The 15,569-nt window shown below is 46.1% G+C and carries 9 protein-coding genes; 7 read left to right on the top strand and 2 right to left on the bottom strand.

Going from position 1 to position 15,569, the window contains the following annotated elements:
• Positions 1-284: 284 nt before the first annotated feature.
• Both GXO74_10170 and GXO74_10165 read left to right on the top strand, forming a co-directional pair.
• Positions 285-1,745, top strand: a complete 1,461-nt coding sequence (locus GXO74_10170) for an amino acid decarboxylase (protein NOZ62034.1) — start codon at positions 285-287, stop codon at positions 1,743-1,745.
• Positions 1,746-1,838: 93 nt separating this feature from the next.
• Positions 1,839-2,951: an alanine racemase gene (locus GXO74_10165; protein ID NOZ62033.1), complete on the top strand. Its 1,113-nt coding sequence runs from the start codon at positions 1,839-1,841 to the stop codon at positions 2,949-2,951.
• Between the two features lie 212 nt (positions 2,952-3,163).
• Here the strand turns inward: GXO74_10165 and GXO74_10160 are convergent, their stop codons facing one another.
• Positions 3,164-6,451, bottom strand: coding sequence for a protease (locus GXO74_10160; protein ID NOZ62032.1), 3,288 nt, complete (start codon positions 6,449-6,451; stop codon positions 3,164-3,166).
• Positions 6,452-6,744: 293 nt separating this feature from the next.
• On the opposite strand from GXO74_10160, the gene GXO74_10155 reads away from it, so the two are divergent.
• Together GXO74_10155 and GXO74_10150 are read left to right on the top strand one after the other, a co-directional pair.
• Positions 6,745-8,619 carry a PAS domain-containing protein gene (locus GXO74_10155; GenBank protein ID NOZ62031.1) on the top strand — a complete coding sequence of 625 codons (1,875 nt, stop codon included), beginning with the start codon at positions 6,745-6,747 and terminating at the stop codon, positions 8,617-8,619.
• A gap of 478 nt (positions 8,620-9,097) precedes the next feature.
• The gene (locus GXO74_10150) at positions 9,098-10,231 is read left to right on the top strand and encodes a xylose isomerase (protein ID NOZ62030.1); all 1,134 of its coding nucleotides are present in this window, start codon (positions 9,098-9,100) and stop codon (positions 10,229-10,231) included.
• Positions 10,232-10,339: 108 nt separating this feature from the next.
• Here the strand turns inward: GXO74_10150 and GXO74_10145 are convergent, their stop codons facing one another.
• Positions 10,340-12,553, bottom strand: a complete 2,214-nt coding sequence (locus GXO74_10145) for a prolyl oligopeptidase family serine peptidase (GenBank protein ID NOZ62029.1) — start codon at positions 12,551-12,553, stop codon at positions 10,340-10,342.
• Positions 12,554-12,846: 293 nt separating this feature from the next.
• Here GXO74_10145 and lspA point away from each other — a divergent pair, with 293 nt between their 5' ends.
• From lspA to GXO74_10130, 3 genes are all read left to right on the top strand, one after another.
• Positions 12,847-13,389 carry a signal peptidase II gene (gene lspA / locus GXO74_10140; GenBank protein ID NOZ62028.1) on the top strand — a complete coding sequence of 181 codons (543 nt, stop codon included), beginning with the start codon at positions 12,847-12,849 and terminating at the stop codon, positions 13,387-13,389.
• Between the two features lie 542 nt (positions 13,390-13,931).
• A complete protein-coding gene (locus tag GXO74_10135; GenBank protein ID NOZ62027.1) occupies positions 13,932-14,114 on the top strand; it encodes a hypothetical protein in 183 nt (60 codons plus the stop codon).
• Between the two features lie 120 nt (positions 14,115-14,234).
• The gene (locus tag GXO74_10130) at positions 14,235-15,569 is read left to right on the top strand and encodes an amino acid permease (protein NOZ62026.1); all 1,335 of its coding nucleotides are present in this window, start codon (positions 14,235-14,237) and stop codon (positions 15,567-15,569) included.

Genomic DNA, 15,569 nt, shown 5'->3' with positions numbered 1-15,569 from the left:
TTTGGCTATTGAAATTTTGCCGGATGCACGCTCTGGCGCATTTGTTTGTTTGGGATGCAAATTGTGTGCTTCTTCCTGTGTGAAATTTCTCCAATTTATGCAACAAAGCCATCATTTTTCTTTAACCTTCACAAATCTATTGAATTTGGAATTTTTTAGTTCTAAAACAGGAATTTATTTTTCTTGTACAGATAGCAAAATTCATTTTGTCGCTTGACTTTGTTATTTTAATCCATTATTTTAGAGGACATTAATAGCGCAAAATATATTTAGGAGACGAAAAAATGACAGAAAATGAGCAAATTGCAGCGAACGGATCAGCGGAAATCTCTCTTGAAGAATTCTTGAAAGCATCGGACGCGGCGCTGGACTGGATCGCGAATTATTTTAAAAATATTGGCAACTACCCTGTGCTGGCAAAAACGAAACCCGGCGAGACGAAGTCTCAATTGCCGACTGCGCCGCCCGAAAATGGCGAACCTCTGGCGGAAATTTTGGAAGATTTTGATAAAATTATCATGCCGGGGATTACTCACTGGAATCATCCGCGTTTTTTTGCATATTTTTCCATTACCGGCTCGGCGCCCGGAATCATCGGCGAGCTGCTTTCTGCGGCGCTGAACGTAAACGTCATGCTCTGGAAGACTTCGCCGTCGGCCACAGAATTGGAAGAAGCGGTATTGAATTGGCTCAGGCAAATGGTCGGTTTGCCGCAAGAATTTGACGCCGTGATTAATGACACGGCATCTGTGGGCAGCATGTGCGCCATGGCGGCGGCGCGGGAATACGCTAATTTGCGCATTCGCGAAAAGGGCATGGCTGGCAGAACAGATTTGCTGCCACTAACCGTTTACACTTCTGACCAGGCGCATTCTTCCATTGAAAAAGGGGCGATTATTCTTGGTATCGGCCAGGAAAACGTGCGCAAAATTCGTTCAAATGAGCGATTTGAAATGGACGTGCAAGAATTAGAGCAGAAAATAAAACAAGATATTGCCGCAGGGAAAAAACCAATTTGCGCAGTCGCAACGATTGGCACGACATCGACGACGAGCATTGATCCGGTGGGGAAAATTGCGGAAATTTGTCAGCGTCACGATATTTGGTTTCACGTGGATGCGGCTTATGGCGGCGCGGCGGCGGTTTTGCCGGAATATCAGGAAAAATTTCGCGGCTGGGAATTTGCGGATTCCATTATCGTCAATCCGCACAAGTGGCTTTTCACGCCTATTGATTGCAGCGTGCTTTTTTGCCGGAAACCGAAAATACTCAAACAGGCGTTCAGCCTGGTGCCGGAATATTTGCGCACCGCAGAAGATGCTGACGTGAAAAATTACATGGATTACGGCGTGGCGCTGGGCAGAAGGTTTCGCGCCCTGAAATTGTGGATGATCATTCGCGCGTACGGAACGCAAAAAATTCAGCAGGTTATTCAGCGACACATTGCGTGGGCGCAGGAACTGGCAAAAGCGATCAGCAATCACCCTGATTTTGAAATGACGGCGCCGACGCCGTTCAGCACACTCGCATTTCGTTTTCATCCCCAGTCTTTCGCAGAAGATCAGTTGAATGAGTTGAATGAAAAATTATTGGAAAAAATCAACGCCACGGGTGAAGTTTTCCTGTCGCACACAAAGTTGAGAGGAAAATTTGTGCTGCGGTTGGCTATTGGGAATTTGAAAACAACGCGCGATGACATCTTTCTGGCCTGGCAGATTATTCAACGGCAAGCGCGCGCATTGTAGCCACCAATGGGTTTTCGCGGTTATCCCTTTTGCCGTTCGTAAAAACAAAGACGTTCGCAGCGAAAAGTATTTCATTTCAAAGACGGAGAGCTTATGAGAGAAATTTTTCAGCGCATTCACAAACCAACTCTTCTTCTGGATCAAATAAGAGCCGCGGCAAACATTCGTCAAATGGCGGAGAAGGCAAAAAAAAGCGGTGTCAGATTTCGTCCTCATTTCAAAACGCATCAATCCGCAGAAGTTGGCGAGTGGTTTCGACAACATGGGACAAAAGAAATCACAGTGTCGTCGGTGGAGATGGCGCAATATTTTGCCGCACATGGCTGGGATGATATCACTATTGCTTTCCCGGCCAATATTCGCGAGATCGCTGGCTTCAATGAACTGGCGCCTCAAATCAAACTGAATTTGCTCGTCGAGTCGCCGGAAACGGTGGCATTTCTTCAACAAAAATTGCAATCCTCGGTCTCAGTCTGGATCAAAATCGACGTCGGTTACCATCGCACCGGCATTCCCTGGGACAGCCATCGGCGCTTGAAGAATTTAGCCGAGCAAATCCGCACCAGCGAAAAATTGAAATTTGCCGGATTGCTGACTCACGCCGGGCATACTTACCATGCTCGCTCCCGAGATGAAATCCGGAAAATTTTTCAAGAGACAAAGGAACGAATGCAGGCTTGCGCTGATTTACTGAGACGCTTTGCTTTCGAGAAAGTGCAAATTTCCGTCGGCGATACGCCAGGCTGCAGCATTGCGGAAGCCTTTTTCGGCGTGGATGAAATTCGTCCGGGAAATTTTGTGTTTTTCGACGTCAGCCAATGGCTATTGGGCTCCTGCTCTGAAGAACAAATTGCCGTGGCGCTGGCGTGTCCCGTCGTCGCCAAACATGAGGATCGCGGAGAATTAGTGATATTCGGCGGCGGAATTCATCTTTCCAAAGAAAACGTCTTCGACAATTCAGGGCGAAGAATTTTCGGATACGTCGTCGAATTGAACAAGGATGGCTGGGGAAAAATTAATCCTGACCGCTATGTGTCGTCACTGTCACAAGAACACGGCATCGTCAAAACCAATGATGATTTCTTCCAAAAAACCAACATCGGCGATTTGGTAGCCGTGTTGCCGACGCATTCTTGTTTGACGGTAAATTTGATGAAACAGTTCATTACGCTTGACGGAAAAGAAATCCGCGTAATGAGCAGATAAGCAGGCTTGAGCGAGAAAAGGATTCTTTGCAGAGGACGGATCCTTAATCCGAACGCTCTGGCGATATCCTTTAGCAAAAAAGAACTCCCAGCGAAAAATTGAACGCAATGGGAGCTCTTTTTTTTTGAGCAAAATCTTGTTTATTGAAAAACCGCGCGCTTGGATATGATTGGAAATGCGCGTTTTTGTTTTCAACCTCCAGCGAACTAAAGCTATCTCACCTTTTTCGGCGCTTTGTCCGGATAAGGCGGCTTTGGCGGGATGGTTTTTTCCTGCGTTTTCAGTTCATTCTTGATTTCCTCGATCGCCCGATTGAGTTGAGCGTCGTTGCCCATGAATTCCTGATACGGATCATTGTCCACGTAAATGTCCGGATCAACTCCGTGGCCCTCGATGATCCAGGTTTTTCCGTCCAGACCGTAACGCGAAAATTCCGGCTTATTCAACGTCCCGCCGTCGAGTAACGGTAAAGTGCCGCGAATACCAACGACACCGCCCCAGGTGCGTTTTCCGATCAGTTTGCCCAATTTGTGCTTTTTGAAACGATAAGAGAAAAGATCGCCGTCCGAAGCGGAAAATTCGTCGATCAGACACACCTTCGGTCCCCACAACATGCCGGAGGGATCGACTTCCGGAACGCCGTTGCGCGCAATATCGATCATGACAATTTCCCGACGCAACCGCTCGATCAACATCGGCGACACATTGCCGCCGCCGTTGCCGCGGACGTCGATGATCAGGGCTTTTTTCTTCAGTTGCGGGTAGTAATATTTGACAAACTCGTTCAAGCCGTGCACGCCCATGTCGGGAACGTGGATGTAGCCTACTTTTCCGCCAGTCGCTTTGTTCACTTTTTCGATATTATTTTGCACCCAGTTGAAATAGTACAATTCCAGCTCATTGCCAATCGGTTTCACCACGATCTTTTTGCTGCCAGTGACAGTTGGCTTGCTGTTCACCGTCAACGTCACTTGCTTGCCGACGGTATTCACTAACGAGGTGTAAAAATTATTCATTTCCTTTGTTGACTTGCCATTCACGGCGAGGATAAAATCGCCGTCGGACACATCGACGCCGACTTCTGTCAGCGGAGATCGCAGCGAACGGTCCCAATTTTGACCGCGCAAAATTTTCTTAATCTGGTAAAATCCGGATTTCTCATCGCGGACAATCTGCGCGCCAAGGAGGCCCATTTTCACGCGTTTGGCTTTGGTGTAATCTCCGCCGCCAACGTACGTATGCCCGGAACTCAACTCTCCGATCATTTCGCCGATGATGTACGTCAAATCCACGCGATGATTGACGTGATCGACCAGCGGTCGGTATTTGTCATGAATGCCTTTCCAATCCACACCATTCATGTTTGGCGCGTAAAAATACTCGCGCATCTGGCGCCAGCATTCGTTGAAAATTTGCACCCATTCTTTTTTCTTGTTCAATTTCACCTGCATGTCAGACAGGTTGAGTTTTTTGTCGATTTTGATTTTCCCCGTCGGCAAATTAATGATTGCGTAAGAGCGATTCTGAGAAACGATCATTTTTTTGTGATCCGCGGAAATTTCGTAACCGCCGATTTTTCCCAGTTGCGTTTCTTTCTGTTTTTCCAGATCGTACAACATCAGCAAGCTGCCGTTATCTTTGCTGCCGTGGCGCATGTAATAAACTTTATTGCCAATGGCAGCAATCGATCTGTAGCCAGCCGGCTTGATCGGCAACGCAATAATCCGCTCCATGATGCCGTCAAAATCGATTTTCACCGTCACAGATTCGGGTTTTTTCTTGTCATTTTTCTTTGCTTTGTCAGATTTTTTTGTTTTGGAAGTTTCTTTCTTGATGGTTACTTCATCGCTTTTCGGCTTGAAAGGATTTTCCACTGACTTATTCAACGTGAGAAAATAGACGCGCGCCATGTCCTGGTAAATGTGGTTCCACTCCGTCCAACTGTAAGTTGGATTGAAGTCGCGATTTGAAGTGAAAAACAAATATTTGCCGTCAGAGCTGAATGCCGGAGCGCCTGAACTGTACCAGCCGTCGGTTACCGGAACAGATTTTTTTGTCTTCAGCGAATAAATGTAAATGCGATTCATAGTTTTTTCTTCGGGAAGCGTGTAGGTGATCCACTTGCTGTCCGGAGACCAAGCGTACTCGCGAATTTCCCACACCGGCGAATGCGCCACTTCCGAAATTGTTTTCGAGCTAATATCCACGTAGCGCAGCCGTTGCCGGCGATCCGACCAGAGAATTTTTTTGCTGTCCGGAGACCAGTAAATTGAATATTTGTAAGTTTCACCGCCAGTTGTCACCTGAGTGGCTTTCCCGCTGCCGTCTTGCGGAACAATGTAAATTTCGTCCTCGCCGGTCGCATCGGAAATGTAGGCGATCCACTTGCCGTCGGGCGACCATTTGGAATCGCGGTCGTGAATTCCCGGCGTCTGCGTCAAATTTCTTGTCGGGCCATGTTCGGCAGGAACAGTAAAAACATCGCCGCGCGCGCCGAAAAGAGCGCGTTTTCCGTCCGGAGAAATTTCGTAATTCGTGATATTTTTACTCACGTTCTTCAATTCGGTGCGGCTCTTCGCCATATCTTCATCAATGAAAACAGGTACTTTTTTTGCTTTTTCTGTCGCCAGATCAAATTTGTAAATGTAACCGCCATATTCAAAAACAATGGCATTGTCTCCGAGAGAAGGAAACTTAATATCAAAATCAGTGAAATTGGTTAATTGTTTCGTTTGTTTCGTGGTCAAATCGTAAACGTAGAGATTCATACGCTGGTAGTCGCCACGGTCGGAAAGGAAGTAAATCTTATTTCCGTACCACATGGGAATGATGTCCTGCGCCTTGTTGTTCGTGACGTTTTCGATTTTTTTCGTGTTAAAATCAAAAATCCAGACATCGTCGGCCATGCCACCGCGGTAACGTTTCCAGGTGCGGAATTCACGAAATATTCTATTATAGGCCATTTTTTGATCATCAGGCGAAAATGAGCAAAAACCGCCACGAATGACAGGAATTTGCTCCGGCATCGACCCGTCGGTCGATACGAGAAAAAGCTCGCCGTTGAACGAGTTCCAGGATTTCATGCGGGAACGAAAAACAATCTCTTTGCCGTTACGTTTCCAGCCCATCACGATATTATTGGGCCCCATGCGATCAGAAACATCATCGCGTCCCAGTGTTGCCGTGTAAGTCAATCTTTTGGGTACGCCGCCTTCCGCGGGCATGAGATAAACTTCTGTGTTTCCGTCGTACTGTCCCGTAAAAGCAATGTATTTGCCGTCAGGAGAAAATCGTGGAAAAAGTTCCATGCCCACATGCGTGGTGAGCTTTCGAGCTATTCCGCCGTCTGCGGGAACAGTGTACAAATCACCAGCGTAAGTGAAAACGATTTGATTGCCGTGAATTGCCGGAAAACGGAGCAGCCTGGCTTCATCCGTTGCAAATAGAAGCAGAGGAACAAAAAGCAAAACGAACAACAACAGAACGGTTCTTTGTTTCATAAATCCTCCGAATTTTTATTTACGGTTATCTTTTAATTGAAAAACTTACAGCAATATTAACGATTCCAAACACATATTGTTTCAAAGAAACATTAAACGCCACAAGCGTGTTCATTTTTTCAAATTATGACGTTTTTAAAATTTTTCATTTTAATATTGACATTTTCAATTTACTTTTTTATAATAATGACTAATATTCTTTTTGCCCTTTAATATTTTGAAAGTTATCAGCATGTTTTTTTCAATGCAATAAATTTCCCGACTGGAATTTTTAAACAACACAGGGTCCACTTATGAATGAAAGTCAGCTAAAATCAAAACAAAAAATAAAGCTGAGCCGCGAAACAGCTTTTGCCTCTGTACTGACCATTTTCATCGCTGCGATCATTGTCACTTTATGGCTGCTTGCCAGAAACTCCGAAGATAATCGCCTTCGCGCAATGACACGTGTAACTGCTGAACAAATGAAAACCCGATTGGAATCATGGATCAACACCAGACTTTCGGTCGTGCACCATTTAGGAGGGAAATGGTATTTTGAATATAAAGACAATCCTCAAAAATATGCCGCCGACGTAAAAAAATTCATTGATCTCTATCCCGGATTCCAGGCGATCAACTGGGTTGACAGAGATTACACCATTCGCCGAATCGTTCCTGTGAAAGGAAACGAAGCGGCGCTCGATAAAAACCTTCTCCACCACCCCAGTCCGGGAGTGTCCGATGCGATCCTTAAAGCAGCGCACACCGGAAAATTGATTCGCACGCCGGCGATTGATTTGCTGCAAGGGGGGCGCGGATTTGCCGCCTATTTCCCCATTTACGATTCACAAAAAAATTTAGCCGGATTCATCAACGGCGTTTTTGTGATCGACACGCTTGTCAACCAATGTTTCAGCGAGAAATCGCTGCGTGACAAATTCCGCTTTTCCATTTACGAAAACAGCGGCCTGCTCATTTATCGCCATCCACCCGATCTCGAAAAAATGTCAGAAAAATTTCGCGCCGAGACTCCTCTGCGCATTGTGGACAAAACATGGAAATTGTGCGTCTCGCCATCGGCTAAAATCCTGAATCCTGGCTATTACCGCGCCAATTTCATCGCGCTTTTTTGGGGATTAGTTTTAGCGTTGGCGACCGGTTATATTCTGCGATACGCTCTCAAAAGCAGACGCGACATCAAAAAAAGCGAAACCCGTTTTCAAGCCTTCATGGCGCATCTGCCGGCGGGCGTTTTCATCAAAAATCAGGACGGCCTTTTTACTTTCGCCAATCAATTTCTGATCCGCAATTTTGGCGCAGATCAATGGTTGAACCAATCGCCGGAGGCGCTGAAAAATGACTCCTTTGCCAAATCTTTTCAATCCGCTCCCGATGCCGCCGCAAACACAGATACCTCCGAGAAAGAGATAACTCTTCCTGACAAAAATGGCAACGAGCGCATTTACCACACCATTCAGTTTCCCATTCAATTAGACGAGACGACTTCCATTACCGGCGGCATTGTTTGGGACGTGACGCAACGCCGCAAAGCAGAGATGCAACTGCGGCGCTCCGTTGAAGAGAAAGAACTTTTGCTAAAAGAAATTCACCACCGCGTAAAAAACAACCTCCAGGTCGTTATGAGTTTGCTTTATCTGCAATCGAAAAAAATATCTGACCGCAAAACCGCGGAAATTTTTCGCCTCAATCGCAATCGCATTCGTTCCATGGCCCTGGTACATGAGCGGCTGTACAAATCTAAAAATTTTGCTAAAATTGACTTTCACGAATACATTCATACAATCGTCAGGGAATTGATTAACAGCTATTCTCAAACAGAAAAAGTCACTCCACATATTCAAGCTGATAAGATCCATTTAGAGATCGACCGCGCGATTTCTCTCGGGCTGTTGTTGAATGAAATCGTGTCGAATTCTTTGAAGCACGCATTTCCAAACAAAGACAACGGCAACCTTCACATTTCAGCGACATTGGACGTAAAAACGAACATGGTCACGTTGTCCGTCAAAGACGACGGAGTCGGTTTGCCGGATGATATTAAGGGCGAGGAATCTGATTCTCTGGGCATGTCGCTCATTCACACGCTCGTCGACCAGATTCAAGGAAAGATAGAAATAAAGCGGGAAGACGGCACAAAATTTATCATCTCTTTCCCGACAAGCTAATTTCGTCCCGAGCAGGCACACAAGCTTTCGATTAGCCGCGCGTGTCTATTTTGAGAAATGACAACTTTGAAAATTATTTTGCCTTTCCACGCGACGATGTCCGCCGTTCCGATTCGTCAGACTGCCAATTTTTTGATTTTCCAAAAGCAATCTCAAGAAAATAAAATTTTGACTTATCCGTCTTTGAAGTATTGGAAAATTTCAAGGGCAAAGTCTCAAATTAAATCAAAAGAATAAATTGTACAATCTTCCAAAATCTGAATTCAAAACGCAAAACAAAAATAAAATGATCTTGCAAAATTCATCAAATTACCCTCGCTGCGCGTATTAAAATTCGGGCAGATTTTTCAAATTAATGATAAATTTACTTGCTTTTATTCATTTTACTGGTTATTTTTGTGCTCACGATATTCGAAAAATTTAATGGGAGAAGCATATATTTTTTTCGAGTCACGGATTAAAACTGTTGGAGAAAGACATGGCAGAAGAGAAATCATTTCACAGTATTTGTCGTTGGACATTTAATGCGGGAAAAGGCGGATTTGTCCCAGCCGACATCAGACCCGAATGGTCGGCGGCCAATCTTCCCACTGAAGAAGTTATTCGCTTGATAAAAAGCAAAATTGTGCCGCGATTGCCGGAACACGTCGTGTTGGGATTTGAAGTGCATTACGACGCCGAAGTCAATGAAGAAAATGCAGCAGCGGTCGCCGATGCCCTGAGCGAGACAGGCATCTATTTGGCAATGATTACTCCCGGTGCGCACACACATTTTGCCTACGGCGGCATCGCCTCGCTGGACAAAAAAGAAAGAAAAGCGACCGAAAAGTTGGGTCAGAAAACCGTGGAAATTGCCTACGGGCCATTGAAAAAAGCCTGGCATCCGAACGAAGAATTGGCCCCGACACTTGTGCTATGGAACGGATCCTACGGCTACGACATTGCCACTGTCGGCATTCGCGAAATGTACAACAATCTCAAACAGAGCGTCGCCTCCCTGTGTCAATGGGAAGAGAAAAAAGGCGGAAAATTGTACATTGGATTCGAACCCAAACCCAACGAAGGCCATCCGGCGATGCTCATTCCCACAGTGGCGAGCGCGATCTTATTCTGGCGAAAATTGGAAGAAGAGTTCGGCACCAGCCGCAAGAAAAAAGGCGTCAACAAAGAATTTGGACATTCGGAAATGATCGGGCTGGATCATATTTATGACACCGTCGAAGAATTGGACAATGATGCCATGGTACACATGCATCTCAACAGTCAGGGCTACAACGACGGCATCATTTTAGGCGGACCGGGAAAATACGACATCGATCACGGCGCCCGAATCAACGGCATGAATATCACCATCGCCGGGCTCATTCAGCAAGCCGGCTACGCGCGCTGGAAAGGCCACGATATGCAGCCTCGCGCTTACGATAACGCGGATCAGGCGGTTGACCGCGTCGTGCGGAGTATTTTAAGCTGGGAAGCCTGCGAAAAAGCAGCACAGGAAATGGATTATCCGGAACTGATGAATTACTTGCAAAACAGAGAAACTGCCAAAGCCGAAGATTTGATGCGCAACGCTGTCGTCGAAGCGCAGTTAGCGTTTAATGATATGTATTAAACCAAAGCTGTGCTCCACCTATCAAGTGGAGTACAGCTTATTCGTCAGGATAAAATCGTCAAAATCAAAGCTGTACCCCACCCTAAAGGTGGAACACAGCTTGCGTAATTACTCCGCAGGGATCTCCAATTCTTTCCCCAAAAAATTCCGAAACCAAAACTGCAACGCTTCCCTACTGGCGTGATTGCGCTTCATTCCGCCAACTCCGTGTCTGGCGCCGGGATAAATCATCAACTCAAAATCTTTGTTCATATTTTCCAGCAAATTAATGAACTGAATAGTGTTCTGCATGTGTACGTTGTCATCCATAGTGCCGTGCGTGATCAGCAAATGTCCTTTGTATTTGTCCGCGTGCGTGAGCACAGAGCCGAATTTGTAACCTTCGGGATTTTCCTCGGGCGTGTCCATGTACCGCTCCGTGTAAATGGAATCGTACAGCCGCCAGTCCGTCACAGAATATTGTGCGACTCCGTGAGTGAAATAATCCGCGCCGTAAGTCAGTGCCATGCACGTGACGTAGCCGCCGTAACTGCCGCCGGTGATTCCGATGCGCGTCGAATCGATGAAAGATTTCTGGCGCAGCCATTTCACAGCAGCAATGTAGTCGTGCATTTCCCATTTGCCTAAATTTCTGTACATGAGCCACTCGCCTTTTTTGCCAAAATGTCCCGAACCGCGGTGATCTACCGCCATGACAATGATGCCGTTTTGCGCGAGAAAATAGTTGCCCAGCCAATAGGGAAATCTGTCAGCGACCGTTCCCATGCCAGGCCCGCCGTAAATGCTGATGATTACAGGATATTTTTTATTTTTATCAAAATCAGGCGGCAAATACCACATCGCCGGCAAATCGTAGCCATCGCCGGAGGGAATGGTGAACAGTTCGGTTTTTGCCAAATCGTACTCATCCATGATCGGCAATTTTCGATCCCCGAAAAGTTTCAGCGAGTTGCCGTTGGTATCAAACAGTTCCATTTTTGACGGCTGGGCAATATTGCTGTACGTGTCAATGAAATAGCTCCCGCCCGGAGAAACATTCACGCGGTGCGTCCCCTTTGCCTTCGTGAGCCGTTTTAAATTTTTGCCGTTCAAACCAACGCAATAAAGATGCGTTTCCAGATTATTCCCGAGCGTCCTGGTGAAAAATATTCGTTTGTTTGCCTCGTCCACCAAAGAAATTCTCGTGACAGTAAATTCCCCTTTTGTGAGACGCCTTTTCAAATGTCCGAGCATGTCAAAATAGTAAAGATGAGACCAGCCGTCCTTTGCCGTTCTGAGCAAAAAGCCGCTGTTGTCCTTGAAAAAATAAATATTTTCAAACCACTCTACCCACGTCGATTGCTTTTCCGAATAAATTGGCGTGATTTTCCCGCTTTCCGGATTTGCCGAATAAATTCGAATCTCATTCTGCCCCCGATTCATCCACTGAAAAAACAACTTCTTGCTGTTCGGCGTCCAGAAAGGCCAAGCAATGTACTGCTCCGAATCTCCGCGCGAGTCAACCCAAACTGTTTTTTTGTCTTTCAAATTAACAATGCCCAATTTCACATCAGGATTGGGATCGCCGGCCTTGGGATAATGCTCCATTTCCAGCGAGCCGTGAACGCCATCGGCGCGGAACAGCGGAAACTCCGGCACAGGACTGTCGTCAAAACGCAAAAAAGCGATCATTTCGCTGTTCGGCGACCACCAAAAAGCGGCATAGCGCGTCGGGCGTCCCAAAATTTCTTCGTAATAAACCCAGGAAGACCAGCCATTGTAAACCACATCCGAGCCGTCGGCGGTAAGCTGATGTTCCAGCCCGGTCTCCAAATCGATGGCGAACAAATTGTGCTCTCTCGTGAAAGCGACCCATTTTCCGTCCGGCGACAATTTCGGATTTTTCTCCGCTGCCGGATTGTCAGTCAACTGACGAAATTTGCCAGTTTTTGTTGAAAAATAGTACAAATCATTTTTCCGTTGAAAAATAAAACCAGTGTAATCATCTGTGTGCACTGAAGCCCCTTGCAAGGAATATCCCCGCGGCAGTTTGTCTTTATATTTTCCGTAATCGAAAAAGACTGAGTCCTTGCCCGTTTTGACATCGACTTTCACCAATCGTGCGGAGACACCTTTTTTGCGATCGGCGCGATCGTATTTCAAATAATGCGCATCGTCCGCCCATCCGCGAATACTCGGCAACGATCCCAACAATCGCGGCTCGCCGCGTTGATAAACCTGCTGATAAGTGAGCTTCTTTTTTTGACCCCAGAGATTTTGGAAATTGAAAAGAAAAGAAATAGAAAGAATAACACTGAAAAATAACAGAAAACGTTTACGCATTCCGACTCCTCCTCAAATTTTTTAACACATAGAACATAAGAAAAACAAATGTTTTTTGCAAGTCAAAAATTGATTTGCAGGAAATTCGGTAAAAAAAATGACATGATGGGCTTTCTTCAGGTCGAATAAGGGAGCATGAATCAGGCTCATGAATTGCAATTCAAAATTGAACGATCGGGAAAAGGGTTTCATTAACAAAGGAAAAATGGCAAAATGAACTCTTGATTTTTGGGAAAATTTTTAGTAATTTAGATCATTAATTTGCATTAAATGTTATAGAACAGGGAAAAAACATGATTCAAACAAGGATTCGACCCAAGCTGAGAATATTGATATTAAGTCTGTTTGTAATCTTTTTAGCCAGTTGTGATTTGTCCTCCAAATGGTTAGCCAAATCTCACCTGCATCACGCGCCGCCGATTCAGCTCGTCAAAAACTATCTGGAATTGCACTACACGGAAAATACCGCTATCGCTTTCAGCATGTTACAATCTGTGGACACTGGCATACGGCAATGGTTGATTTACGGACTTTCTTCAATCGCCATGATTTTTCTTATTTCTCTTATCTGGAAATTTCGCAAAGGAACTTTGTTCCCGCTGATTGCGTTGATGTTCATTCTCTCGGGCGCCATCGGAAATATTTCTGAACGCATCATGCGCGGCTATGTGATCGATTTTATTCATTTGCACTATTTTAACAAATGGAGCTGGCCGGTGTTCAACGTGGCGGATATTTTAATCACCATCGGCGCTATTTTGCTGGGCATTTTTATGCTCAAAAATGATGAAGATGAATCACCGGAATTGGGAATTATTGAAGAGGAAAAATTATGAACCTGCAGAATTTGCCGGAAGCGAAGCCAACTCTGGAACAGTTAAAATCCGACCTCGCGCAATTTTGCAACCAATTTTCCATTAAAAAATTCGAAGCCGACGATATTGTGGAACTGTTGGAAGACGGCGAAGAAGTGAGTTGGATTGTCGAACAGTTGCAGCGGGACGATGCTGATCTCGATCGCGAAAAAGCCGTGAAAATTCTGTCCGGAATTCGTGAATACGTCGCCCCTGAAGAAGAGCCAGAAGAAACAGCCGAAGAAGTTGAAGTAATTAGCGAGCCCAGCGTCTCTGCCATTGACCAGTCTACTCCTCAGGAGAAAATCGACTTCGGCGACATCGACTTGAAGGAAATCGCTCCGGCGCTGGAACAGATGACCGGTGAAAAACTGGACTCCGGCATGCTCAAACAGATGGAAACGATGTTGCAGGGCGATCAGGGCAAAATTTTGAGCGATTTTGCTCTCTGGTGCCAGGAGCAGGGAATAGACATGACCGCGATAAACGATCCGAAAAAAATCGACGAATTGCAACAGCAATGGATGCAAACGCCTCGCCCGATGTTCGATGGCAAAACGCCGGCGGAAATGTCCGCATCAGACGGACTTCCCGGCTTAACAAAAGTGGAAACTTATCACCGCGAAACGCCTAAAGTCGGCAGAAACGACCCCTGTCCCTGTGGCAGCGGAAAAAAATACAAAAAATGCTGTGGGAGAAATTTATAGCTGCTCCGATGAAAACACGAAATATTTCGTCTTTCAAGATAGTAAATTTCCCCTGTTCTTTTTTGCCAACTTAAGACAGAGCCGAAAATTTGCTATTTTGAAAAAAGTCGAGAGGATGGAATGGGGCGACTGAAACGAGATTTAACGTTCTTTGATCTGACGATGATCGCCATTGGTTCAGTGATTGGGTCCGGAATTTTTTTGACGCCGTCGCTCATCGCCAAAGCGCTTCCTTCTCCGGCGTGGATACTTTTCGCCTGGGTACTCGGCGGCGTCATGGCGCTAACGGGTGCGCTGACCTATGCAGAATTAGCGAGCATGATGCCGCAAGCAGGCGGCGTTTACGTCTATCTTGTCAAGGCTTACGGAGGTTTGTTTGGATTTTTGTACGGTTGGGTTTACTTTTTTGTAGTCAATACCGGCGGAATCGCCGCGTTGAGTATCGCATTTTCCACCTATTTCAGCTATTTCGTACCGCTGAATGGCACAGGACTGAAATTAGCCGCGATTGGCGGCATTTTTCTTCTCACGACAATCAATGTCATCGGCGTCAAAGCCGGGGCGATTTTTTCCGATTTATTTACAGTGTTGAAAATTATCGGCATTGTGGGATTGATCGCTGTCGGTTTCGGAATGGGCTCCGCGTCCACGACAAATTTTTCTCTCATATCAACACAGTCGCCATCGCAACTATTCGTTGCATTGGCGGTAGCAATGGTCGGAGTGATCTGGTCCTGCGGCGGCTGGCAGCATGTCACTTTTGCCGCCGGAGAAGCAAAAAATCCGCGCCGTGACGTGGCCCGGGCGATGATTGTCGGCGCCATCGTGGTCACGGGAATTTACTTATTGACTAACGTCGCCTACCTGTTTTTGCTTTCGCCTGCTGAAATTGCTGCGTCCGGACATGTGGCAGCCGACGCTGTCGAGCGCGTGCTCGGCCATGCCGGCGGCGGCTTGATTGCACTGGCCATTTTCATTTCCACTTTTGGCACTGCCGGAATTTACACGCTGACGGCGCCGCGCATCTATTTTGCCATGGCGAGAGACGGAATTTTCTTCCCCAAAGTCGCCGAGGTTCATCCGAGGTTTCGCACGCCCGCCTTTGCCATCATTTTCCAATCGGTGTGGGCGATTGTGCTGATTTTGTTCTGGGGAACTTTTGAAAATCTGATTTCCTACGTTGTCTTTACCGATGCCATCTTTTTTGCGCTCACTGCCGTGTCGATTTTTGTGTTCCGCAAAAAAATGAAATCCAAAAAGCCAAAATTCCGCACGCCGGGGTATCCGTTCACACCATTGGTTTTCATCGTTATTGAATTGTGGTTTTTGTTCGTCATTGTGGCAGAAAAGCCGTTGGAATCGCTGGTCGGTCTGGGATTTTTAGCGCTGGGTGTTCCGGTTTATTTCCTCTGGAAAGCGAGAGGCAAGAAACTAAATTTTTTGAGTGAGAAATAA

Source organism: Calditrichota bacterium (assembly GCA_013152715.1).
Taxonomy (GTDB): Bacteria; Zhuqueibacterota; Zhuqueibacteria; order Thermofontimicrobiales; family Thermofontimicrobiaceae; genus 4484-87.
Note: the sequence above shows the minus strand (reverse complement) of the source record. Positions and strands in the feature narration are given on the sequence as shown.

What these genes read in the sequence shown, in the direction of transcription:
- lspA (NOZ62028.1), top strand. Translation starts at nt 12,847, where the DNA reads ATGATTCAAACAAGGATTCGACCCAAGCTGAGAATATTGATATTAAGT.
- GXO74_10135 (NOZ62027.1), top strand. Translation starts at nt 13,932, where the DNA reads ATGCAAACGCCTCGCCCGATGTTCGATGGCAAAACGCCGGCGGAAATG.
- GXO74_10155 (NOZ62031.1), top strand. Translation starts at nt 6,745, where the DNA reads ATGAATGAAAGTCAGCTAAAATCAAAACAAAAAATAAAGCTGAGCCGC.
- GXO74_10150 (NOZ62030.1), top strand. Translation starts at nt 9,098, where the DNA reads ATGGCAGAAGAGAAATCATTTCACAGTATTTGTCGTTGGACATTTAAT.
- GXO74_10130 (NOZ62026.1), top strand. Translation starts at nt 14,235, where the DNA reads ATGGGGCGACTGAAACGAGATTTAACGTTCTTTGATCTGACGATGATC.
- GXO74_10170 (NOZ62034.1), top strand. Translation starts at nt 285, where the DNA reads ATGACAGAAAATGAGCAAATTGCAGCGAACGGATCAGCGGAAATCTCT.
- GXO74_10160 (NOZ62032.1), bottom strand. Translation starts at nt 6,451, where the DNA reads ATGAAACAAAGAACCGTTCTGTTGTTGTTCGTTTTGCTTTTTGTTCCT.
- GXO74_10165 (NOZ62033.1), top strand. Translation starts at nt 1,839, where the DNA reads ATGAGAGAAATTTTTCAGCGCATTCACAAACCAACTCTTCTTCTGGAT.
- GXO74_10145 (NOZ62029.1), bottom strand. Translation starts at nt 12,553, where the DNA reads ATGCGTAAACGTTTTCTGTTATTTTTCAGTGTTATTCTTTCTATTTCT.